The following is a 20,697-nucleotide window of genomic DNA, read 5'->3' as shown; positions in this document are numbered from 1 at the left end:
GATTCACCCGGGCTCCGATCAGCACGGTTGTCACATTCGAGCGTAGCCGGTGCTGCGCCAACGTCACGACGCCGCCCGATCGGTGTGGTCGAACCGCCCGTCTGGTCCGAACAGGCAGCGCACGAGCGCCGCACCCACAAGCCGCGAAGCCCCGAACGTGGCGACATCGGCGTAGGCGCGGTCGGCTTTCGGCCACCCCATATCGATGGTCAGCACGGGGCGGCCCGCGGCGCGCAGCGCGTCGACAACGGCGACGGCTCCGGGATGCTGGTGATTGCTCTTGCCCACGACGATGATCGTGCCCTCGGGCGAGGCCGCGTCGAGAGCACGCGCAACATCGGTGGCGGTGTCGTTCGCGAGGTCCATGCGCGTCACGGGTGCCCCGCCCCAGGGATCGTCGAGGCTGAACGGACCCCACGGCGCCGACCCCACGGCAATGTTCGCCGCAGCGTCAAGACGCAGCACGGCGGCCGGTGTGCGCGCGGCGTCGAGCTCGGCAGCATCCGCCGACACCTCGATCGCCCGCGCTGCCTCGCCGACAGCCGCATCGTCGATCACGGCGTCCGCGGCCGCCGCGTCTACAGACGCTGCGTCGCCTGAGCCTACGTCGGAGATGACCGTGGCCGAGGCGAAGTCCAGCACGCGCTGTGCCGCCTGCTCGACACGGGACGCTGCGAGGCGACCCGTCGCGACAGCATCCGTAATTGCGTGTTCGATCTGCTCAAGCTGTTCGTCGGTGTTCGCTGTGCCGATGCACAGCAAGTCGACGCCCGCGTTCAGAGCTCGCACAGCGGCCTCCGGGATGCCGATTTCGGCACTTGCCCCGGCCATGTCGAGGGCGTCGCTCACGATGAGCCCGTCGAATCCCAGGTCGCCGCGCAACAGGCCTTCGAGCACCGCACGCGACATCGTCGCGGGGTTCTCGGAGTCAATCTGCGGCAGCATGATGTGGCTGGTCATGATCGACGTGACACCCGCGTCGATTGCCGCCGCGAAGGGTACGAGTTCACGGTTCAGCAGGGTGTCGCGATCGAGGTCGAGCACGGGGAGCGCGATGTGCGAGTCGGCGTCGACGTCACCATGGCCGGGAAAGTGTTTGGCGCACGCCGCGACTCCTGCGCCCTGCAGCCCGGTCACCCAGGCGGCGCCGTGGCGGGCGACGAGGTGCTCGTCTGCGCCGAAGCTGCGCACCCCAATCACCGGGTTGAGCGGGTTCGAATTGACATCGACGCTCGGAGCGAAGTCGAGCGTGCAGCCTGCAGCGCGCAGTTCACCCGCGACGGTCGCCGCGACCCGCGAGGTCACCGCGGTGTCGTCGATCCGGCCAAGAACCGCATTGCCCGGGTACGGCGACCCCGTCGCGTAGTGCAGTCGGGTAACGTCTCCGCCCTCCTCGTCGATCGCGACGACAGCGTTCGGGTTTGCCGCGCGAACCTGATCGGTGAGGCGGCGCAGCTGACCAGCATCCTCGAAATTGGGGCCGAAGATGCAGACACCGCCAAGACCCGCGCGCAGGCGAGCGGCAAGCCACTCGGGCAGAGTCGTGCCGACGAAGCCGGGAAGAAGCGTGGTGGAGGCAGCGGATGAGAGCATATCTCTCATCCTTTCACTGCTCCCGCCACGAGTCCGCCGGTCATGCGGCCCTGCACGAAGAGGAAGAAGATTACGACGGGCAGCGCGAGGAGTGTCGACCCGGCCATGATCGCCGCCCAGTTCGTCGACTGCGTCGCCTGCTGGAAGGCGCGCAGCCAGATCGGCAGCGTATAGGCACCGGGACCCTGCATGATGATCAGAGCCATGAGGAACTCGTTCCATGCCTGAATGAATGCAAACACTCCCGTCGAGATGAGCCCTGGAGCGAGCAGCGGGAACGTGACCTTCCAGAACGCCTGCGTGCGCGTGCAGCCGTCGATCATCGCCGCCTCCTCGAGGTCGGCGGGCACTCCGGCGACGAAGCCGCGCAGCATCCAGATGGTGAACGGCAGCACGCCCGCGAGATACACGATCGTCAGTCCGATCACGGTGTTGAGAAGCCGCCACGAGTCGACCATGCCGAAGATGGTGAACATGAGCGCCTCCCCCGGGATCATCTGGATCACCAGAAGCGCGATGATGTACTGTCGGCGACCGCGGAACTTGAAGCGTGAGACGGCGATCGCGCCGATGAAGGCGAACAGCAGGCAGATCAGCAGCGTCAGGCCCGTCACCGCGAGCGACATCATGAATGCCGACGGGAAGTTGGCGCGGTCTGGCCGGGCCGGCTCAAACAGCACGGTGACGTAGTTGCGCAGCGTGAAGTTTTCGGGCCACCACTGCGGGGTGGGGCTGATCACGTCGGCGTTGGGCTTGAACGACGTGTTGAGCATCCAATACACCGGGAACACCGAGCATACGAACACGATGATCGAGACGGTGCCCCACAGTGTGCTGCTCCAGGCGTGCTTCAGCCGACGGGTCGGGCTGTGGCGACGTCCGGGTGTCACGTGGCGTGAGTCGACGGATGCTGTTTCAGCGGCTCGCGTCTGGGGAGCGCGCGTGGCGACACTCATATCTCTTCGTCCTTCACTGTCTTGCGCACGTAGTAGATCGAGATGACGAGCATCATGGCGACCATGATGAACGACACCGCACCCGCGGCTCCGAGGTTGCTGGAACCGAGGTGGAAGATGTACGTGCCGAACACGTCGGTCTGGCTCGAGATGCCGCCGAGTCCCTGCAGGGTGTACACCTGCGTGAACACCCGCAGATCCCAGATCATCTGCAGCACGGCAGTGATGAGCAGGATGCTGCGCAGGTAGGGCAGCACGATGAAGCCGAATCGTTTCACAGCGCCAGCGCCGTCCAGCTGCGCGGCTTCAAGCACCTCGTCCGGCACCTGCGTGAGCCCGGCGTAGACGGTGAACGCCACGAACGGAACGGACATCCAGGTGATGATCACGGTGAGCACCGCGTAGAACGACAGCGGGTCGATGAGCCACGAGTGCCCTGACCAGTCAGTCGTGCCAGTGACCGTGTTGAGCACCCAGTTCAGCAGACCGTATTTGGTGTCGACAATCCACCCCCACACGACGACGGACGACACGGGAGGCATCGCCCAGGCCAGCAGAAGGCCGATCGAGATCAGCAGCCGGAAGAACCCGTTCACCCGCATCATGAGCAGAGCGATCAGGATGCCGAGGCTCATCGTTGCGACAACAAGCACGGCCATGAGGGTGAAGCTGCGGCCGGCGACGGCCCAGAATGTGGGGTCTGTGAGCGTGTCTGTGTAGTTCTTCAGCCCGAGCCATTCGGGTGGTGCGCCGAAGATCTGCGCCTTGCCGTACTTCTGAAACGAATTGATGGCCATCTTGACGAGCGGATAGCCCGTCATAACGAGCAGAACGATCGTGGCGGGGGCCAGCATCATCCACGGCGTCAGCCGCTTCTTCCGCGTGTGCTTCCGCGGCCGATCAGGCGTCGGCTGTTCCGCTCGGGCCTCGCTGACCGTCGTGGTCATGCGTGCTCCTTACATTGTTGTGCAGCGGGCGCTCCCCCGCGCTCCGAGAAGGGAACTCGGAGCGGGGAGCGCCCGCCATGACCCGTGGGGGGCGGGTCAGCTATTGAGGATCTCTTCGATCTGCGCGTCGAGGTTCTTCGCGATCTCGGTCACGTCGCCGCCCTGGGCGATCTTCACGAGCGAGTTCTTGATGACCTCGGACGCCTCGACGTCTGCCCACTTGGGCGCAGCCGGCGTGAGACGCGCGTTCTCCGCAGCGGCAGCGGCAGCGGCCGTCACGGCGTCGTCGGGCAGAGCATCCTGTGCCTCGCTCGTGGCGGGAATCATGCCGTTCGCGGCGAGGAGCTTCTGATACTCGGGCGAGAGCATGATCTTGAGCGCCGAGTACGCGAGGTCCTGGTGGGCGGAGTTCGCCGCGACGGCGATGTTCGAACCGCCGGCGAACGCGGCTGCTGCGCCGCCGTCCTTACCCGGAAGAGCGAATGCCGTGGCGTCCGAGCCGAATGTGTCGGGGCAGCCAGGCGTGTCGGCGTCAGCTGCCGCCGTCAGCGATCCCATGAACCAGCTCGGTGCCGAGAGGAACCCGACATTGCCCTCGCAGAAGGGAACCTGGGCGTTGGTCTCGTCGCCGTCCTTCGGCGCAGCCGTCGCGCTCTCGTAAACCGTCTGCAGCTGTTCGAGACCGGCAATGCCGCCCTCGCTTGAGAATCCGGCCTTCCAAGTGCCGTCGTCTCCCTGCTCGGCGACGAAGCCGCCGTTCTCCCAGACGTACGGGAGCATGTTGTACCAGTCCTTGCCCGGCGCGTAGATGCCAGAGGGTGTGCCTGCTTCCTTCATGGCGATGCCTGCATCCACGTACTCGTCGAACGTCTCGGGAACCTCGCCGTCGAACACCTGCGACGTGTAGAACACCACACGAGCGCCGGAGTAGTACGGGTACGCATAGATCTTGCCGTCGTAAGTGCCGGCCTCGACGAAGCCCTGCAGCAGGTTGTCGCCGCCGAGTTCTTCGTACTTGTCTGTCAGGTCAGTGAACGCCCCGGCCGAGGTGAATGCCGCCGCCTGGGTGTTGCCGATCTCGACGACGTCGGGCGAATCGGAGCCCGACAACGCTGTCGTGTATTTGTCGACAAGTCCGTTCCACTGCTGCTCTTCGATGACCAGCGTGGAGCCGGGGTTCTCCTTCTCGAATGTCTCGGTAAGATACTCGCGAGCGTTGTCCGGTGTGTCGGTGCCGACCAGCCACACGCGGATCTCCGCAGAACCGCCGTCAGACGATCCTTCGGCTGATCCGGAGCAGCCGGCCAGGGCCAGCGCGGCGATGGCCCCGAGGGCCACAATGCCGGTTTTCCTCATGGTGAGGTCCTTTCTCAGGGGATGCGGGCGACCAGGGGTGCCGCCACGTCGTTGTGGTGCGAATGTGTGCAGGGTTCTCTTACGAGACCCCCAGTTGTCCGCTGAGGACGAGGACCACGGCACCGAACAAGACATTGTCGTGCCCGAGCGTGGTCATCCTGAGCGAAAGTTCGTCGGGATCGCCGACCATCGCTCGCTCGAGGAGTGTGTCGTGGGCACCGACAAGGAAGTCGCCGCCCAGAAGTTCTGGTGGGCCTGACAGGACGACGTCTGTCAGGTCAAGGGTGCGCACAATCGGGGCGAGAGCGATGCCCAGGTAGGCACCGGCGTCGCGCAGGAATGCCGATCGTTCGGTCTCTGAGCTGAGGTGCTCGAGTTCTGCGGTCAGGTGTGGAACACCGACCCAGGCTTCCAGACAGGCGGATCGGCCGCAGCGACAAAGCGGTCCTTCACCCGTGCCGACGGTGACGTGCCCGATCTCTCCGTCCCAGAACCGGCTGCCGCGGAATGTCACTCCCCCGACGATCACGCCGGCGCCGACACCGTGCCCGATGCGCACGAGGATGACGTCGTCGCTCTCGATCTGCCCGAAGCTATGCTCGGCGAGGACGGCAACGTTCACGTCGTTCATGACGGTGACCGGCAGCCCGGTGCGCTCGGCAATGGCGGTGCGTAGGTTCACGTCCGTCCAGCCCAGGCTGACGGCCACGCGCACGATGCCGAGGTCGTCGATCACACCGGGCGAGCCGACACCGATCCCGAGAAGCGGAGCGGATGCTCGTGCGCGAGCGTCGTCGATCACGGCGAGCGCTTGAGCGACAGCATCCGGACCTTGTGCGCCGTCGATCGGAACCTCGCAGCGTTCGACGACCTCGCCGCCGATGTTCACCACTGCTGCTCGAAAGGCGTCATCGCCCGAGAGGTCGACGGCGATCATCTGATGACCGGCACGATCAATGTCGATCATTGTCGCGCGTTTGCCGGGACGAGACTCGTCGCGCGGGCCGTGCTCGATCACGAAGCGCTCGTCGATCAGTTCGGCGACGAGGTCAGAGATCGTCACACGTGTGAGCTCGGTGGAACGCGCGATGTCGGCACGACTCATCGGACCTTCGCGGTACAGCAGTTGCAGCACCAGAGAACGATTGTGCGCGCGTGCCTGCCCCGGCAGCACTTTCGTGCTGGGACGCAGCGCGCGAGCCACCCCTGCGTGACGTCGATCCGTAGAAGCCATGTTTGTTAGTACAGCTTACTAACATTCAAATTGCAAGCCCATGCAGAAAATCGGCTAGCGTCGAACGCACAAGGGGGATCATGAGGCCACGCACAGTCCCGTTCGCGGGCACGGTCGCGCTCGCGCTTGTTGCGGGTGCGACGCTCACCGGATGCGCACCCACGCAGTCAAAAGAAGACGCCTGCGACATCTTCAGCAGCGCCGACCTCGCTCTGGTGGAGGCGATTACGAGTTCGGGTGGCTCGCTGATCGATGACCCGGCGACGGCAGCGGACGACCTCGACTCTGCCGTGTCGACATTCGAGAAGGATGTCTCGTCGATTGAGAACGCCGAGGTGAAGGAGTCGGTCACGACGATGACGGCGGCGCTCAACGATTTCAATGCACAATTTGCGGATGCCGCGGAAGCAGCGATTCAGGATCCCGATTCCGTTGACAACGCCGCGCTCTCCGAGAGTCTTTCAGCCGCCGAAGATGCCGAGGCCGGTGTCGCCGAGGTATGTAATTCATAGAAGTCTCTTCCTCCCGACGGGAGAATGAGGCTAGCCTGGGATCATGGCTGAAATGCGAGTGGTGGAACTGTCGGCATCAACGATCGTGGCGGTTAACGCTTTATCGCTGAAGCCTGGGCAAGAACAGTTCGTCGCGCCGATCTCGTATTCCGTGGCCGCTGCGGTGACGAACCCGGCGACGACCTGGCAGCGCGTGATTCTCGAGGGCGACGATGTCGTCGGCTTCGTGCAGGGCAATTTCGACCCCGAGGGCGATCAAGACTATTTCAAGAGCGTCCTCTGGCGCGTCAACGTCGATGCTGACGCACAGCGACAGGGCGTCGGCAAGTTCGCCGTTGACGCTCTCGCCGGTGAGGCTCGCGACCGCGGATTCACCCACATCAACGTGATGTATGAGCCCGGAGAGGGCGGCCCCGAAAAGTTCTTCCTCGCCGTTGGTTTCACTCCGATCGACGAGACCGAGTACGGCGAAGTGGTCGGACGGCTGGATCTGTAGCGCCGCGCCCACACCACTGTGAACGAAGACTTCGTCGAGGCCGTACTCTCAGTCGTCGAGTCGATCCCGCCAGGCAAGGTCATGAGCTACGGGCAGGTAGCAGCACAGTTCGGGTCGCGCTCGGCGCGCGGCGTCGGCTGGGTGATGGCCCGCTACGGAAGCGATGTACCGTGGTGGCGCGTCGTGCAGGCGTCCGGCAGGCCGCCGAGCTGTCACGAGAATTCCGCGCGCGAGCATTACGACGACGAGGGCACTCCCCTGCACCGGACGCCGTCCGGTTATCGGCTCGCCCGGTCAGCGTTCGTCGACGCCCGCGGCTGATGTCTCGCGCGGAGCACGCGCCGCGGCGACGAGGCTCACCAGCATCCAGACGAGCACGATCGTCCACGCCGCGAATGCAACCCAGAGAAATCGGCCGCCGATCCATCCGATGATCGGCAGATCATCGGCATCACCCAAATAGATTCCCGCAACGGCATACATTCCGAGGGGGAAGACCATGCTCCACATCGAGGCCTCGTATCGCAGCGGAACACGCTTGATCAGATGCCGCCACAGACCGATGCCGGCCAGCGCGGGAATCAGCCATGTCGCAAATGCCCAGAAGACGACGGCAGCAGCGGCAACGGGGGCGCGGACGACACTCACAATGGCGGTGTCGGTCATTTCCACAATGCGCGATCCTGCAAGCACCGTGATCGCTCCGGCACCCATCGTCACCCAATAGGGCGGTCCGAGTTCCGCCGCGGGAATGCCCCGCGTCAGCAGTCTGATCACAACAGCGCAGCCGATGACACCGTACAGAATCAGACCGATCCCCCAGGACAGCACGGCCACGACGGAAAGCGCGTCGCTGATGCCGACGGGTGCCCACGGTTCAAGGGAGGCAGAGAGCACGGCGACCGACTGGCTGGCCACAGACCAGATGAACCACGTCCCGTTCAGACCCGCCAGTATGTCGGCACCCTGATGCCGCCCGATCACCAGCCCGGGGATCACGTACCCGAGCACCAACCATGCGGCGAAGCTCACGCCGAGCAGTGTGAGAGGGAGCGCGACGGGACCATGCTCGGCGGCGATTCTCGAGCCCAGCACGTTCGTTCCCGCCACGAACGTGAAGAACGAGAAAGCAACGTGAGCGGTCGAGAAGTCATCGACGACGTGACGCGGGTACCGGATGCCGCGCCACACCGTGAGCGCGACAAGAACGACGTAGCCGGTAGCGGCAATGGCGAAGAGCACGGTCGAGAGCACATCGACGCCTTCGAGGTGAAGACCAAGCGAGATGATCCCCGTGGCCATCACCAGCGCGAAGTAGCCGGGCGGGAGATCCCGCACAGCGACAGCGACCCGTGATTCAGCTGGCGACTCCACAGATCCAGCGTAGCGGCTTGCAGCTACACCAGGGAGTCGCGCCAGGCGGCATGCAGTTGCGCGAACCTGCCCTCTCCCCCGATCAGGTCGGCTGGTGTACCGTCCTCGACGATGCGCCCGTGCTCCATCACAAGCACGCGGTCGGCGATCGCTACCGTCGAGAGCCGGTGAGCGATGATGATTGCCGTGCGGTCGGCGAGCAGGGTCTGCAGTGCCTCCTGCACGAGCCGTTCGCTGGGGATGTCGAGTGACGCCGTCGCCTCGTCGAGAATCAACACGGCCGGGTCGGCGAGGAATGCACGCGCGAACGAGATCAGCTGCCGCTGACCGGCTGAGACGCGACCGCCCCGCTTGTTCACATCGGTGTCGTAGCCATCGGGAAGACCGTCGATGAATCCGTGGGCGCCCACGGCGACGGCGGCTCGCACGATCTCCTCGCGCGTGGCATCCGGACGACCGAGTGCAATGTTGTCGGCGACGGTCCCCGAGAACAGGTAGGCCTCCTGCGTCACCATCACAATCGCTCGGCGCAGATCCTTCGGGTGCAGCTGTCGCAGATCGACGTCGTCGAGAGTCACGGCTCCCGCGCTCGGGTCGTAGAAGCGCGAGATGAGCTTCGCGAGCGTCGATTTGCCCGCTCCGGTCGAGCCCACGAGCGCGATCGTCTGCCCCGCCGGGATGCCAAGCGAGAAGCTCGGCAGAACCGTCGTCTCGTCGTTGTACGCGAACGTGACCTCGTCGAACGTCACCTTCCCTTTCGCGGACCAGAGATCCACGGGCGAGACCGGGTCAGGAACACTCGGCTGCTCTTCGAGCACGCCAGAGATCTTCTCAAGCGCCGCTGCCGCCGATTGGTAGGCGTTGTAGAACATCGCCATCTCTTCCATCGGATCGAAGAAGCGCCTGACATACAGCAGGGCGGCCAGCAGCGCGCCGATCTCCAGGTGCCCCTCGACGACGCGGAATCCGCCAATCAGGAGCACAGCGGCGACGGCGAGGTTGCCGATCATGATGATTCCAGGCTCGTAGATCCCGAAGAGCTGAATCGTGCGTGCGTTGATGTCGCGGTAGTCCTCGACGAGCCGACCGAATTCCTTCTCGTTACGCTTCTCTTTACGGAACGCCTTGACCGCGCGGATGCCCGTCATCGATTCCACGAAGTGCACGATCACCCGGGCAGACATCACGCGAGATGTGCGGAACATCCTTTGCGAGCGCTTCTGGAACCACCGGGTCAGGAAGTACAGCGGCACCATGCTGCCCACGACGACGAGGCCGCTCGTCCAGTCAAGCAGGAAGAGCGCGGCGAAGGTGAACCCCATGTAGAGGATCCCGTTCACCAGCTGGCTGATGCCCTCATCGAGCAACTGCTTGATCGCATCCAGGTCGCTCGTCTGGCGCGAGATGATGCGCCCCGATGTGTATGACTCGTGAAACTCCAGGCTCAGCTTCTGCGTGTGCTGGAAGACCCGAAGACGCAAATCGAGAAGCACGGCCTGACTCACGCGCGCGCTCGCAACGACGTAGCTCGCCATGAACGTCGCTGCCGCCAGCGCCGTCACGAGATACAGCACGCCGACGCCGAGCGTCGGCATCCAGTCGGCGCGCTCCAGCACGGCCGGCAGCGCCGTGTCGATGCCGAAGGCGATGAGTGCGGGCCCGGCCACACTGGATGCTGTCGAGATGATCACCAGCACCATCGTGCCGATCACCCGCAGGCGCAGCGGCTTCAGCAGGGTTCCCAGCAGGCGCATCGAGCGCCGCCGGATCTGCCTGCTCTCTTCCTTAGTGAGGTCTTCGCGCTCTTCGCCCGTCACCCCGCGCACGGTTGCCGTGCTCATTGCAGGGCCTCCTCTCGCTCACGCTTCTCTTCGTCTTCCAGCGACGAGATCACGAATCTGTAGTGCTCGTTCCTGCCGAGCAGTTCGGTGTGCGTGCCGACATCCGTGATGCGGCCGTCCTGCATGAGCGCGACGCGGTCGGCGAGCGCGACAGTCGAGGGCCGGTGGGCGACGATCAACGCCGTCGTCGACGCGAGCACGCGGCGGAGTGCCGCCTCGACGAGCGCCTCGGTGTCGACGTCGAGCGCCGACAGCGGATCATCGAGCACGAGCACCGAGGGCGCCGCAGCCACGGCCCGCGCGAGCGCAAGACGCTGACGCTGGCCGCCCGAGAGGCTCAGCCCTTCTTCGCCCACCGTGGTGTCGACACCGTTCGGCAGGTCGTGGACGAACTGCGCCTGTGCGACGCCGATCGCCTCGTCGAGAACGCGCTGGGCTTCATCGCTGTCGAGGTCGAGCTCCTCGCGCCCGAGCAGCACGTTCTCGCGCACGGAGGCGGAGAACAGCGTGGCGTCTTCGAAAGCCATGGCGATGTTCCGCCGCAACTCGCCCCGGGTGAGGTTCTGCACAGCGACCCCGTCGAGGCGCACCGCGCCGCCCGTGACATCGTAAATGCGGGTCGTCAGCGACGTGAGCGTCGTCTTGCCGCATCCGGTCAGTCCGACCAACGCCATGGTCTCACCCGGTTCGATCACCAGGTTCACGCCGTTGATGAGATCGGGGTAGCGTTCGGGCGAATCGGCGAAGCGGAAGTGCACGTCGTCGAATTCAAGTCGACCCTGCGGGCTTTCGATGGTCTCGGGATGCTCGGGGTCGGTGATCGTGTTGACCTCGTCGAGCACCTCGAAGACGCGGTCGACGGCGGTGCGCGTGTCGAAGGTCATCGAGAGCAAGAAGCCGATCGACTCGATCGGGAACCGCAGAACGATCGCCGTGGCGAAGAACGCGAAGAGCTCACCCACGTTGATCTGCCCCTGCGACGCCAGCCAGATTCCCGCGACGAGGCACAGGCCGAAACCGATGTCCGGCAGCAGGATCAGCCAGTACCAGATGCCAGCGATCGCCTTCGCCTTCTCGATCTCGACGCCGCGGAGTCCTTCGGCCCGGACGGAGAACCCCTCCAGGGCGTGCTTGCCGCGGCCGAACGCCTTCAGAACGCGGATGCCATGCACGGCTTCTTCGACGTTCGTCGCGAGGTCGCCCGCCTGGTCCTGGCTGCGCCGGGCGACGATCGAGTATTTCTTCTCGAACATGTAGCCGTAGATCCACACCGGGATCGCGCAGACAAGGAAGATCGTGCCGAGAAGCCAGTGCCAGGTGAACAGAATGACCGAGCCGATGACGATCGTCAGCACGTTGACGACGAGCAGCACGATGCCGAACGACAGCCAGCGCCGAATCATATTGAGGTCCTGCATCATGCGCGAGAGCAGCTGCCCCGACGGCCACCGATCGTGGAAGGCAACGGGGAGATCCTGCAGACGGCGGTAGATCTCGTTGCGCATCTTCGCTTCGACTGTCGTCCCCGGCAGCAGCACGAACCAGCGACGCAGGGCGATCATCGCAGCCTCGACGACACCGAGGCCGAGAACGATCGCGACAGCCGGCCAGATCTCCGCCGGATCGCGCTGGGCGAGGGCTCCGTTGACGAGCTTCTCGAGCACCATCGGAATGAGAAGCGCGACGACGGAGCCGAGCAGCGCAGCGATCATACCGAGGCTGATGCGCGGCAGAGCGTGCTTGGCGAACGGATAGATGCGCCAGATGGCTTGCACCGTGTTGAGATTGGATTTACGCGTGGCTTGAATGCCGGACATAGTGTGAGTCTCGCTTGATGTTCTGACTGCGGATGGTGCGGACAGCGAGCGCCAGGGCGCGTTCGTTGTCAGAGGCGTGGCCGGGTGTCCGGCCGGGATGCAGGTTGCGGGAGGGGCCGACGCTACATGGCGCCGACGGGGCCGGTGGGTCCGACGACCGCGCGGGCGCGGGAGCGACGGGCGGCCGTCTGCCCGGTCATGGCATTCGACATGTCGACCTCCCCGTGTGCTCGTGGACCGTGCTGCATTGCCAGTCGATCAGAACGCAGCCTTACAGACTAAGCGAGTCAACCGTCAGAGCGCAAGGCCGATTAGCGAACTCGGACCGAGAGGCATGTGATCGACCCACCGAGCTTCTCAAACTCTGAGATATCGGCGACGACGACGTTGTATCCGAGGTCGTCCAGCAGATCTGCCGTCTTCGGGGCGGATGCTGCCAGCAGCACCGTGTCGTCGTTCAGGACGACGACGGCTGCACCGGCAGGCTCGGGAGCCGCGATGAACCCCGGGAATAGCGTGGGCTCGTCGATCGACGACGGGTCTCCGATGAACGTGCCGTCCGGCAGCGCGGTGATCGCCGCCTTAAGGTGGTGCACGCGGCTCATGGGCGCCGCGACGACGGAGAACCCGTATGGAGCGACGATGCTGCGCAGCTGGCGCAGGCCCTCGGCGTTCGTGCGTTCGGTGCGCCCGACGTACAGGGTGTCGCCGACAAGCAGGGCATCCCCGCCCTCGAATGTCCCCGGGTCCATGATGCGCTCGATCGTGAAGCCGAGGTCGTCAATCGTCTCTTCGATGCCGTCGAGCTCGCGTCGACGGGTCTCGTCGGCGGGGCGCGTGATGATGGCGAGGTCGTCGAGAAGGACGACCCCGTCCTGCACGAACACGGAATCGGGGAGTTCACTGGCGAAGGCGACCTCGCGGGTCGACCACCCGTTCTCTTCAAAGGCGGCGGTATAGGCATCCCACTGCTTGTCGGCGAGATCTGAGTCGATGTCTGTCTCGACCTCGTCGTCACCCTCCGTCAGTGCGGTCGCGGGCAGCCGCACCAGGGCGATGCGGCGCTCTGCGGCGCGCGGAGCCTCACGGTAGCCGACGGTCGCCGCGTATACGGCACGTCCAAGCGTGGGAGCTCCGATGAACACGGCCAGCGCGAAGATTGCGTTGGTGCTGGTCAGCGTGCCCACCATGAGACCGAAGATCTCCCCGGTCACCGCGCCGCCCTGCTGCAGCGTTGTCAGCATGACGCCGACAACCGGGGCGATGACGCCCACGACGATGCCGGCAGGGAGCGCCCACTTCCAGGTGGTCATCGCCCCCAGCATCCCGGCGATGAAGAGGAGGAAGAAAGTGAAGAGCGTCGCAAGAATGAAGTACGAGCTCGCCGGGCCGAGGATGGTCGGCTGCATCTGGTTGACGAGGAAGAACGCTGTCACAGCGGCGACGTGCCCCAGGAGCGCGACGAGTACGGCAGATGCAAGTGACGCGATGACGCGACGGGCCCAGGTGACAGTCATGCATTCGAGCCTACGGGATCACAGGGCCCGGGCGCGCCACGCGCCCGGGCCCTGTGATCAGATTCACACCGCGGTCAATGGAAGAAGTGGCGCTCTCCACTGAAGTACATCGTGACTCCCGCAGCCTTTGCTGCAGCGATGACCTCTTCATCGCGCACGGATCCACCCGGCTGCACGACGGCCTTCACGCCACCCGAGAGAAGGATCTCGAGTCCGTCGGCAAAAGGGAAAAAGGCATCGGATGCTGCGACAGATCCAGCAGCACGGTCGCCTGCGCGCTTCACCGCGAGTTCGCACGAGTCCACACGGTTGACCTGCCCCATACCGACGCCGACGGCAGCCCCGGACTTTGCCAGCAGGATCGCGTTGGATTTGACGCTGCGGCAGGCCTTCCACGCGAACGCCAGATCGGCGAGCGTCGCGTCGTCTGCGGGCTCCCCCGACACCAGCTGCCACTCGGTGGTAATGGTGGCCTCGGGGTCGAAACGGTCCGACTGCTGCACGAGCAGGCCGCCCGAAATCTGCTTTGCCTCGAGCGGTTCGAGGGCGAACCCGTCGGGAAGCTGCAGGATGCGCAGGTTCTTTTTGGTTTTCAGCAGCGCGAGAGCGTCGTCTTCGTACCCGGGCGCGACGATGACCTCGGTGAAGATCTCCTTCACCGTCTCGGCCATGCCGAGCGTCACCGGTCGGTTGGCGGCGATGACGCCGCCGTATGCCGACACCGGATCGGTGTCGTGGGCACGCCGGTGCGCCGACGCAATCGGGTCGCCAGCCTTGGGCTTCGCCACGGCGATGCCACACGGGTTCGCGTGCTTGACAACGGCGACGGCGGGCTCGGAGAAGTCGTAAGCAGCACGCACGGCGGCGTCGGCGTCTGTGAAGTTGTTGAAGCTCATCTCTTTGCCGTTCAGCTGGGTCGCCTGCGCGATGCCCTGCCCTCCGGCGCGCAGGTACAGCGCGGCCTCCTGGTGCGAATTCTCGCCGTAGCGCAGCACGTGCGAAAGCTCGCCCTGGATCGTCAGTGACGACCCGAAGCCCTCGACAGCATCCGTGAACCAACCAGCGACAGCCGTGTCGTACGCTGCCGTGTGCGAGAACGCCTCAGCGGCGAGCGCGCGACGCTGAGCGAGCGTCGTTCCCCCGGCCGCGATCGCCTCGATGATCTCACCGTACGAGCCCGGAGACACGACGACGGCGACGTTCGGGTGGTTCTTGGCCGCCGCGCGCACCATGGATGGCCCACCGATGTCGATCTGCTCGACGACGTCGTCAGGCTCGGCGCCCGAGGCGACGGTTTCGACGAACGGGTACAGGTTGACGACGACGAGCTCGAACGGCTCGATCTGCATATCGGCGATCTGCTTCTCGTGCGCCTCGAGCCGCAGGTCGGCGAGCAGCCCGGCGTGGACGGTGGGGTGCAGCGTCTTGACGCGGCCGTCGAGCATCTCGGGCGACCCCGTCACAGCCGCCACGTCGGTCACCGGATAGCCGGCGTCGCGAATCGTCTGCGCCGTCGAGCCAGTGGAGACGATCTCGATTCCCGCATTCGCGAGGGCGCTAGCCAGGTCACCGAGCCCGGTCTTGTCGCTCACCGAGATGAGTGCCCGCTTGATCGGAACGACGTCGCGTTCGCGATACAGGCTCTTGTCGTGACTGGGTCCACTCATTGCTGCTCCTTCGATTGGGGGTTACACCGTGCGCAGGTCGAGGCCATTGGCAATGTCGAGCACGGTCTGCACCAGCAGCCGGCGCTCAACGGGCTTGATGCGCTCGTGCAGCGTGTGCTCTGTGTCGTCTTCAGCGACGGAGACACGTTCTTGCACGATGATCGAGCCCGTGTCGACGCCGTTGTCGACAACGATGATGGATGCTCCGGACTCCGTCGCTCCCGCGGCGATCGCGTCGCGGACGGCGTGGGCCCCGGGGAACTCAGGAAGGTAGGCGGGGTGCGTGTTGATGAGGTTCGGCGAAAGCGCCGTCACGACAGAGGCGGGCAGAAGCCGCATAAGACCGGAGAGGACGACGAGGTCGGGGCTCCACACGCGGATCTGCTCGAGAAGAGCCTCGCCCCAGCTCTCACGGGAGTCGAACGAGCTGTAGGGCACGGTGAATGTCGGAACACCGAACTCCTCGGCGTGCGCGAGCCCCTCGGCATCCCTGTCTGCCCCGACGGCAATGACGCGCGCGGGAAACTCGGCGTCCGATGCCGCATCGAGGAGGGCGCGGAGGTTGGAGCCCCCGCCGGAGATCAGCACGACGAGTGAGAGCACCCGTTTATCCTACCGGTCGCGCGAGCGCATCCCTCGCGCCGCCGAACGCGCGGAGGTCGCGACAGCATTCGAACTTCCCGATGCCATGCCCACGAGCGCCCCCACTCCGACCAGCGCGGCGGTCATTCCGGCGACGGTGAGCGGGTTTGGGCCGACGCTGGCAAATCGTGCCGGTCCGGCCGCGCCGAATGCCCACCAGGCGAGCACCGCCATCTCGGCGCCCGCGATCACACCGATGACGAGTGCGGTGAGGGCCAGATACAGAGCCTTCGACCGGATGCCGAGGGCAACGACCACCCGGTCGCGGGCTGAGAGCGCCGCAATGAAGCCGGCGATGAGGGGAATGGCAAGCCCCAGAAAGCCGAACGCGAGGTCGTGGCTCGGCAGGCTTCCGAGAAGCGGGATGCTGGGCACGGGCCCCGTAATCGTTCCCGAGGGCGAGACGATGGACCCAGTGCCGAGCGTGAAGCCGGGGCCGACGAGCCAGGATGCTGACCAAATCACGATGTTCGGCATGTAGGCGATCTGCGCGAGAGTGAGCGCGATGCCGCCCACCACGCCGACCTGCGCCGCTTCGTACAGTGACACGATCGAGCTGAAGTTCAGGGCGATACTCACCGTGACGACGAGCCCCGCGCCGACGACGAGCAGGGCGACAGCACCGGTCGCTGCCCGCAACGCGGCCATGATGATCGCATCGATGTGCGTCGGCATCCGCTCGCGCAGCTCGTCGAGGCGGGCGAGCACGGCATCATCGTCGTCGCTGACCGCCAGTTCGATGCCGACGCCCACGAGAAGGCCGAAGCCCCAGACGAGCGCGGGAACGAGGAACGCCTGCCACGGGGTCGGCGAGGCAACAGCGTTGATCGCCGTGATGCCCACGATGCCGGCGAACACGACGAAGACTGCGAACGAGGTGATGACGGCGGGCAGCCAGGCGCCGCTGCGCACGGCACGACGCCCGGTCCGCACGCCCATGAGAAGGGTGAACAGCGCGAACACGAGCGGCGCGAACGAGAGGACGAACGGCTTGGCAGCATCCGGGATACCCACGACCTGCAACGCCGCATCGTTGAGCGTGACGGTGATATCGACACCGTTTCCGAGCAGCCAGATGTCTGCTGCCGCACGCCAGAAGACGAACCAGTCGATGCCGAAGTCGTACTGGATCGCCCACAGCAGAGTGAGCGGGACGAGCGGGACGAACACGCCGATGGCCACAACGATGAACGCTTCGAGAGCGGCGAGAAGGGAGGCAGTCAGGCGGTTCATCCGGTGGCCCAGCTTACCCGGCGGGGGCTGGAAAACATGTCAGGCCCCGCCGATGCACGGCGGGGCCTGACGATGTAGCGCTTAGATGCAGCGCTTAGAGAGACTCGATGATCTCGCGCATGAGCTGCGCGGTCTCGCTCGGTGTCTTGCCGACCTTGACGCCGGCGGCCTCAAGTGCTTCTTTCTTCGCCTGCGCGGTGCCGGCGGATCCGGAGACGATGGCGCCGGCGTGGCCCATTGTCTTGCCCTCGGGCGCGGTGAAGCCGGCGACGTAGCCGACGACGGGCTTCGTCACGTTCGCTTTGATGTACTCGGCGGCACGCTCTTCAGCGTCTCCGCCGATCTCGCCGATCATGACCATGGCCTTCGTCTCGGGGTCCGCCTCGAACGCGGCGAGCGCGTCGATGTGGGTCGTGCCGATGACGGGGTCGCCGCCGATGCCGATGGCCGTCGAGAAGCCGATCTCGCGCAGCTCGTACATCATCTGGTAGGTCAGAGTTCCCGACTTCGACACGAGGCCGATCGGGCCCTTGCCCGTGATGTTTGCCGGGGTGATGCCGACGAGCGACTCCTCCGGGGTGATGATGCCGGGGCAGTTCGGCCCAATGATGCGGGTCTTGTTGCCCTTCTCTTGGGCGTGGGCCCAGAACTCGGCCGAGTCGCCAACCGGAACACCCTCGGTGATGATCACGAGGAGGGGAATCTCGGCGTCGATGGCCTCGGTGACAGCATCCTTAGTGAATGCCGGGGGCACGAATGCGATCGACACGTCGGCGCCGGTGGCTTTGATGGCTTCTTCGACGGTGCCGAAGACGGGCAGCTCGACGTCGCCGTGCTTCACCGTGGTGCCGGCCTTGCGGGCGTTCACTCCGCCGACGACGTTGGTGCCGGCCTTCAGCATGAGAGCCGTGTGCTTGGTGCCCTCACCGCCCGTGATGCCCTGGACGATGACCTTGGAATCCTTGTTGAGGAAGATTGACATATCAGTTGTTCCTAAAGCTCAGTGTGTCTCAGCGGGCGTTCGCGAGTTCGGCGGCCTTGTCGGCGCCCTCGTCCATCGTCGCGGCAAGCGTGACGAGCGGGTGGTTCGCCTCGGAGAGGATGCGGCGGCCTTCGTCGACGTTGTTGCCGTCGAGGCGCACGACGAGTGGCTTGTTCGCGGCGTCGCCCAGCTCGGCGAGCGCGCCGACGATGCCCTTCGCAACGGCGTCGCACGCGGTGATGCCGCCGAAGACGTTGACGAAGACGGACTTGACCTGCTCGTCGCCGAGGATGACGTCGAGACCGGCGGCCATGACCTCAGCCGAGGCGCCGCCGCCGATGTCGAGGAAGTTGGCGGGCTTCACGTTGCCGTGGTTCTCACCGGCGTAGGCGACGACGTCGAGCGTTGACATGACGAGTCCCGCGCCGTTTCCGATCACGCCGACTTCGCCATCGAGCTTCACGTAGTTGAGGTCCTGTGCCTTGGCCTTCGCCTCGAGCGGGTCGGCGGCGGCCTTGTCTTCGAGCTCTTCGTGCTCGGGGTGACGGAATCCGGCGTTCTCGTCGAGCGAGACTTTGCCGTCGAGGGCGATGATGTCGCCTTCTTCCGTGAGCACGAGCGGGTTGACCTCGACGAGCGTCGCGTCTTCACCCGTGTACACGTCGTAGAGCTTGACGAAGACGGGTGCGACCTTCTCGATGAGCTCGGCCGGGAAGTTCGCTTCGCGGGCGATCTCGCGGGCTTTCGCCTCGTCGATGCCGACTGTCGGGTCCACGGTGACGCGGGCCAGTGCCTCGGGCTTCTCGACGGCGAGCTGCTCGATCTCCATGCCGCCCTCGACGCTGCACAGCGACAGGTACGACCGGTTGGCGCGGTCGAGCAGCACCGAGAAGTAGAACTCCTGGGCGATGCGGGCTCCGCCGGCCACCATGACGCGCTTGACGACGTGGCCCTTGATGTCGAGGCCGAGAATCGCACGCGCTGCCTCTTCTGCCTCGTCTGGGTTCTTCGCCACCTTGACGCCGCCGGCCTTGCCGCGGCCCCCGATCTTGACCTGAGCCTTCACGACGACGACACCGCCGAGCTTCTCCGCTGCTGCACGCACCTCCTCGGGGGTGTCCGCGATGATGCCCGGGAGCACCGGGACCTCATGCTTCTCAAACAGGTCTCGTGCCTGGTACTCGTAAAGATCCACGTAGGTTCCTAACCGCTTTCAGGGGCGTTGCGTTGTCGGGTGTTCGCGACACACTCGGCATCGATGTTCTCGACGCCGAGAGAAAATCGCCACCCCCACTTTACTCCGGGCGGCGGCAGGAGCCGGGCGCAGGGCCGCCATGCGGAATACCGACAACCGCGCACTCCTCAGATTCGTTCGGCGTCACGACGTAGCCTTGAGCCATGCGGCAGGTGCACGAGATGCGAGACATTGCGGCGGAGGCCGTGCTGATCGCCGGAGGCGGTGCCGCGATTCTTCTGCAGATCGCCGATGAGCGTGTCGGCCTCGGTGTCGCCGACCACAGCGACTTCGCGGCGCGTCCTCTCAACCGGCTGCACGCGACGCTGACGTACGTATACGTGCAGGTGTATGGAACGAATGCCGAGCGCCGCTACGTTGCGCGCAAGGTCGGGGTGGCGCACAGGCCGGTGCGAGCGGCTGCTGTCGGCGAGCGGCCCGCCTATTCAGCGAGCGACCCTGATCTTCAGCTCTGGGTCGCGGCGACCCTGTACCGCACGGCAATCACGATGTACGAGCGCATTCACGGCGCGCTCCCGGATGCTGTCGCGGAGAGCATCTATCGCGAGTACGCGGTTCTCGGCACCGCCCTGGGGATGCCGAAGAGGCTGTGGCCCGCCAGTCGTGCGGCATTCGATGAGTATTGGAATGCCGCGCATGCCGACCTGACCGTCACGCCGGAGGCGCGCCGAGTCGCCCGCGAACTTCTGCACCCACGTGCCGTTCCCTTGTGGCTGAAGGCGGCGATGCCGCTTGCCCGACTCGTGACCGCCGGGCTTCTCGACACAGACCTCCGTGAGGCGTACGGGCTCCCCTGGTCGCGGGCGCGCCAACGTCGCTTCGATACGGTTTTGACGGTCACGCGGATGCTGTGGCGCACGCTGCCCCGCGGCATCCGTCACCTGCCCGCCATCGTGCTCCTGCGTCGCGTCCGCCGCGAAGTGCATCCACGCTGACGCGTGATGCTCTCGTACTGATCACGATCACAAAATGCACCCGTACTGATCACGAGACCGCCAAGATGTTCGTGCGATACGGACAAGATCGGCGCGCATACCGACGCACCTTGTCCGTAAGGTCACACATTGGCTGTCCGCAAGGCAACACGTTGAGCGGTCCGCAAGGTCACACATTGAGCAGTCGACAGGCCGATGCTTGTACTCCTGAGTGAGGTGCGCCGCGAGAAGCGTCCGCACTGATCTGAAACCTGCCCAGAAGGTCGTGCGAGACGGACGCGTTGCACCCGTACACGGGCATACGATGTCGGTCAGACGGTATGTGGCTGCTCGTCGTCTC

General features: G+C 65.3%; 18 protein-coding genes. 4 read left to right on the top strand and 14 right to left on the bottom strand.

All coding sequences use genetic code 11. The features are described 5' to 3' along the window. Positions 1-63 precede the first annotated feature (63 nt). From nagZ to OK352_RS05240, 5 genes are all read right to left on the bottom strand, one after another. Positions 64-1,593 carry a beta-N-acetylhexosaminidase gene (gene nagZ, locus OK352_RS05260; protein ID WP_265140402.1) on the bottom strand — a complete coding sequence of 510 codons (1,530 nt, stop codon included), beginning with the start codon at positions 1,591-1,593 and terminating at the stop codon, positions 64-66. A gap of 5 nt (positions 1,594-1,598) precedes the next feature. Next, the gene (locus OK352_RS05255) at positions 1,599-2,549 is read right to left on the bottom strand and encodes a carbohydrate ABC transporter permease (protein ID WP_265140401.1); all 951 of its coding nucleotides are present in this window, start codon (positions 2,547-2,549) and stop codon (positions 1,599-1,601) included. Next, positions 2,546-3,496 (bottom strand): carbohydrate ABC transporter permease, encoded by a 951-nt coding sequence (locus OK352_RS05250; protein WP_265140400.1) that lies wholly within the window; start codon positions 3,494-3,496, stop codon positions 2,546-2,548. The genes OK352_RS05255 and OK352_RS05250 overlap by 4 nt, the downstream gene beginning before the upstream one ends. Before the next feature lie 96 nt (positions 3,497-3,592). Continuing rightward, the gene (locus tag OK352_RS05245; RefSeq protein WP_265140399.1) at positions 3,593-4,852 is read right to left on the bottom strand and encodes an extracellular solute-binding protein; all 1,260 of its coding nucleotides are present in this window, start codon (positions 4,850-4,852) and stop codon (positions 3,593-3,595) included. 79 nt (positions 4,853-4,931) lie between these two features. Further along, positions 4,932-6,086 (bottom strand): ROK family transcriptional regulator, encoded by a 1,155-nt coding sequence (locus tag OK352_RS05240; protein ID WP_265140398.1) that lies wholly within the window; start codon positions 6,084-6,086, stop codon positions 4,932-4,934. Between the two features lie 80 nt (positions 6,087-6,166). On the opposite strand from OK352_RS05240, the gene OK352_RS05235 reads away from it, so the two are divergent. Genes OK352_RS05235 through OK352_RS05225 form a run of 3 tightly spaced genes read left to right on the top strand, consistent with a single transcriptional unit; the run spans position 6,167 to position 7,415 of the window. Continuing rightward, a complete protein-coding gene (locus OK352_RS05235) occupies positions 6,167-6,598 on the top strand; it encodes a hypothetical protein (protein ID WP_265140397.1) in 432 nt (143 codons plus the stop codon). Between the two features lie 43 nt (positions 6,599-6,641). Continuing rightward, a complete protein-coding gene (locus OK352_RS05230; RefSeq protein WP_265140396.1) occupies positions 6,642-7,094 on the top strand; it encodes a GNAT family N-acetyltransferase in 453 nt (150 codons plus the stop codon). Positions 7,095-7,112: 18 nt separating this feature from the next. Then, positions 7,113-7,415: an MGMT family protein gene (locus tag OK352_RS05225; protein ID WP_265140395.1), complete on the top strand. Its 303-nt coding sequence runs from the start codon at positions 7,113-7,115 to the stop codon at positions 7,413-7,415. Here the strand turns inward: OK352_RS05225 and OK352_RS05220 are convergent. The 9 genes from OK352_RS05220 to sucC all read right to left on the bottom strand — a co-directional run bounded on the left by OK352_RS05220 (position 7,389) and on the right by sucC (position 19,362). Further along, a complete protein-coding gene (locus tag OK352_RS05220; protein ID WP_265140394.1) occupies positions 7,389-8,468 on the bottom strand; it encodes a tellurite resistance/C4-dicarboxylate transporter family protein in 1,080 nt (359 codons plus the stop codon). The two genes, OK352_RS05225 and OK352_RS05220, sit on opposite strands and share 27 nt — an antisense overlap. A 23-nt stretch (positions 8,469-8,491) precedes the next feature. Beyond that, on the bottom strand, positions 8,492-10,309 hold the full coding sequence (locus OK352_RS05215) for an ABC transporter ATP-binding protein (RefSeq protein ID WP_265140393.1): 1,818 nt from the start codon (positions 10,307-10,309) through the stop codon (positions 8,492-8,494). Next, a complete protein-coding gene (locus OK352_RS05210) occupies positions 10,306-12,126 on the bottom strand; it encodes an ABC transporter ATP-binding protein (RefSeq protein ID WP_265140392.1) in 1,821 nt (606 codons plus the stop codon). The genes OK352_RS05215 and OK352_RS05210 overlap by 4 nt, the downstream gene beginning before the upstream one ends. A gap of 311 nt (positions 12,127-12,437) precedes the next feature. Further along, positions 12,438-13,643 (bottom strand): dimethylarginine dimethylaminohydrolase family protein, encoded by a 1,206-nt coding sequence (locus tag OK352_RS05205; RefSeq protein WP_265140391.1) that lies wholly within the window; start codon positions 13,641-13,643, stop codon positions 12,438-12,440. 74 nt (positions 13,644-13,717) lie between these two features. Beyond that, on the bottom strand, positions 13,718-15,310 hold the full coding sequence (purH, locus tag OK352_RS05200) for a bifunctional phosphoribosylaminoimidazolecarboxamide formyltransferase/IMP cyclohydrolase (RefSeq protein ID WP_265140390.1): 1,593 nt from the start codon (positions 15,308-15,310) through the stop codon (positions 13,718-13,720). Positions 15,311-15,331: 21 nt separating this feature from the next. Then, on the bottom strand, positions 15,332-15,913 hold the full coding sequence (purN, locus tag OK352_RS05195; RefSeq protein ID WP_265140389.1) for a phosphoribosylglycinamide formyltransferase: 582 nt from the start codon (positions 15,911-15,913) through the stop codon (positions 15,332-15,334). A gap of 9 nt (positions 15,914-15,922) precedes the next feature. After that, on the bottom strand, positions 15,923-17,185 hold the full coding sequence (locus OK352_RS05190) for a cell division protein PerM (RefSeq protein ID WP_265140388.1): 1,263 nt from the start codon (positions 17,183-17,185) through the stop codon (positions 15,923-15,925). A 94-nt stretch (positions 17,186-17,279) separates the two neighbouring features. Then, positions 17,280-18,167, bottom strand: a complete 888-nt coding sequence (sucD, locus tag OK352_RS05185; protein ID WP_265140387.1) for a succinate--CoA ligase subunit alpha — start codon at positions 18,165-18,167, stop codon at positions 17,280-17,282. Between the two features lie 28 nt (positions 18,168-18,195). Continuing rightward, positions 18,196-19,362 (bottom strand): ADP-forming succinate--CoA ligase subunit beta, encoded by a 1,167-nt coding sequence (sucC, locus tag OK352_RS05180; RefSeq protein WP_265140386.1) that lies wholly within the window; start codon positions 19,360-19,362, stop codon positions 18,196-18,198. A 203-nt stretch (positions 19,363-19,565) separates the two neighbouring features. Here sucC and OK352_RS05175 point away from each other — a divergent pair, with 203 nt between their 5' ends. Further along, the gene (locus OK352_RS05175; RefSeq protein ID WP_265140385.1) at positions 19,566-20,357 is read left to right on the top strand and encodes an oxygenase MpaB family protein; all 792 of its coding nucleotides are present in this window, start codon (positions 19,566-19,568) and stop codon (positions 20,355-20,357) included. Positions 20,358-20,697 lie beyond the last annotated feature (340 nt).

Source organism: Microbacterium sp. MPKO10, from assembly GCF_026107415.2.
Lineage (GTDB): Bacteria > Actinomycetota > Actinomycetes > Actinomycetales > Microbacteriaceae > Paramicrobacterium.
The sequence above is the reverse complement of the archived record's forward strand: the minus strand, read 5'-3'. Positions and strand labels throughout refer to the sequence as shown.

Excerpts from the sequence above, each read along its gene's own strand:
- OK352_RS05245 (WP_265140399.1), bottom strand. The coding sequence starts at position 4,852 with ATGAGGAAAACCGGCATTGTGGCCCTCGGGGCCATCGCCGCGCTGGCC.
- OK352_RS05215 (WP_265140393.1), bottom strand. The coding sequence starts at position 10,309 with ATGAGCACGGCAACCGTGCGCGGGGTGACGGGCGAAGAGCGCGAAGAC.
- OK352_RS05205 (WP_265140391.1), bottom strand. The coding sequence starts at position 13,643 with ATGACTGTCACCTGGGCCCGTCGCGTCATCGCGTCACTTGCATCTGCC.
- OK352_RS05190 (WP_265140388.1), bottom strand. The coding sequence starts at position 17,185 with ATGAACCGCCTGACTGCCTCCCTTCTCGCCGCTCTCGAAGCGTTCATC.
- OK352_RS05230 (WP_265140396.1), top strand. The coding sequence starts at position 6,642 with ATGGCTGAAATGCGAGTGGTGGAACTGTCGGCATCAACGATCGTGGCG.
- OK352_RS05175 (WP_265140385.1), top strand. The coding sequence starts at position 19,566 with ATGCGGCAGGTGCACGAGATGCGAGACATTGCGGCGGAGGCCGTGCTG.
- purH (WP_265140390.1), bottom strand. The coding sequence starts at position 15,310 with ATGAGTGGACCCAGTCACGACAAGAGCCTGTATCGCGAACGCGACGTC.
- nagZ (WP_265140402.1), bottom strand. The coding sequence starts at position 1,593 with ATGCTCTCATCCGCTGCCTCCACCACGCTTCTTCCCGGCTTCGTCGGC.
- OK352_RS05240 (WP_265140398.1), bottom strand. The coding sequence starts at position 6,086 with ATGGCTTCTACGGATCGACGTCACGCAGGGGTGGCTCGCGCGCTGCGT.
- sucD (WP_265140387.1), bottom strand. The coding sequence starts at position 18,167 with ATGTCAATCTTCCTCAACAAGGATTCCAAGGTCATCGTCCAGGGCATC.
- OK352_RS05210 (WP_265140392.1), bottom strand. The coding sequence starts at position 12,126 with ATGTCCGGCATTCAAGCCACGCGTAAATCCAATCTCAACACGGTGCAA.
- OK352_RS05255 (WP_265140401.1), bottom strand. The coding sequence starts at position 2,549 with ATGAGTGTCGCCACGCGCGCTCCCCAGACGCGAGCCGCTGAAACAGCA.
- OK352_RS05250 (WP_265140400.1), bottom strand. The coding sequence starts at position 3,496 with ATGACCACGACGGTCAGCGAGGCCCGAGCGGAACAGCCGACGCCTGAT.
- OK352_RS05235 (WP_265140397.1), top strand. The coding sequence starts at position 6,167 with ATGAGGCCACGCACAGTCCCGTTCGCGGGCACGGTCGCGCTCGCGCTT.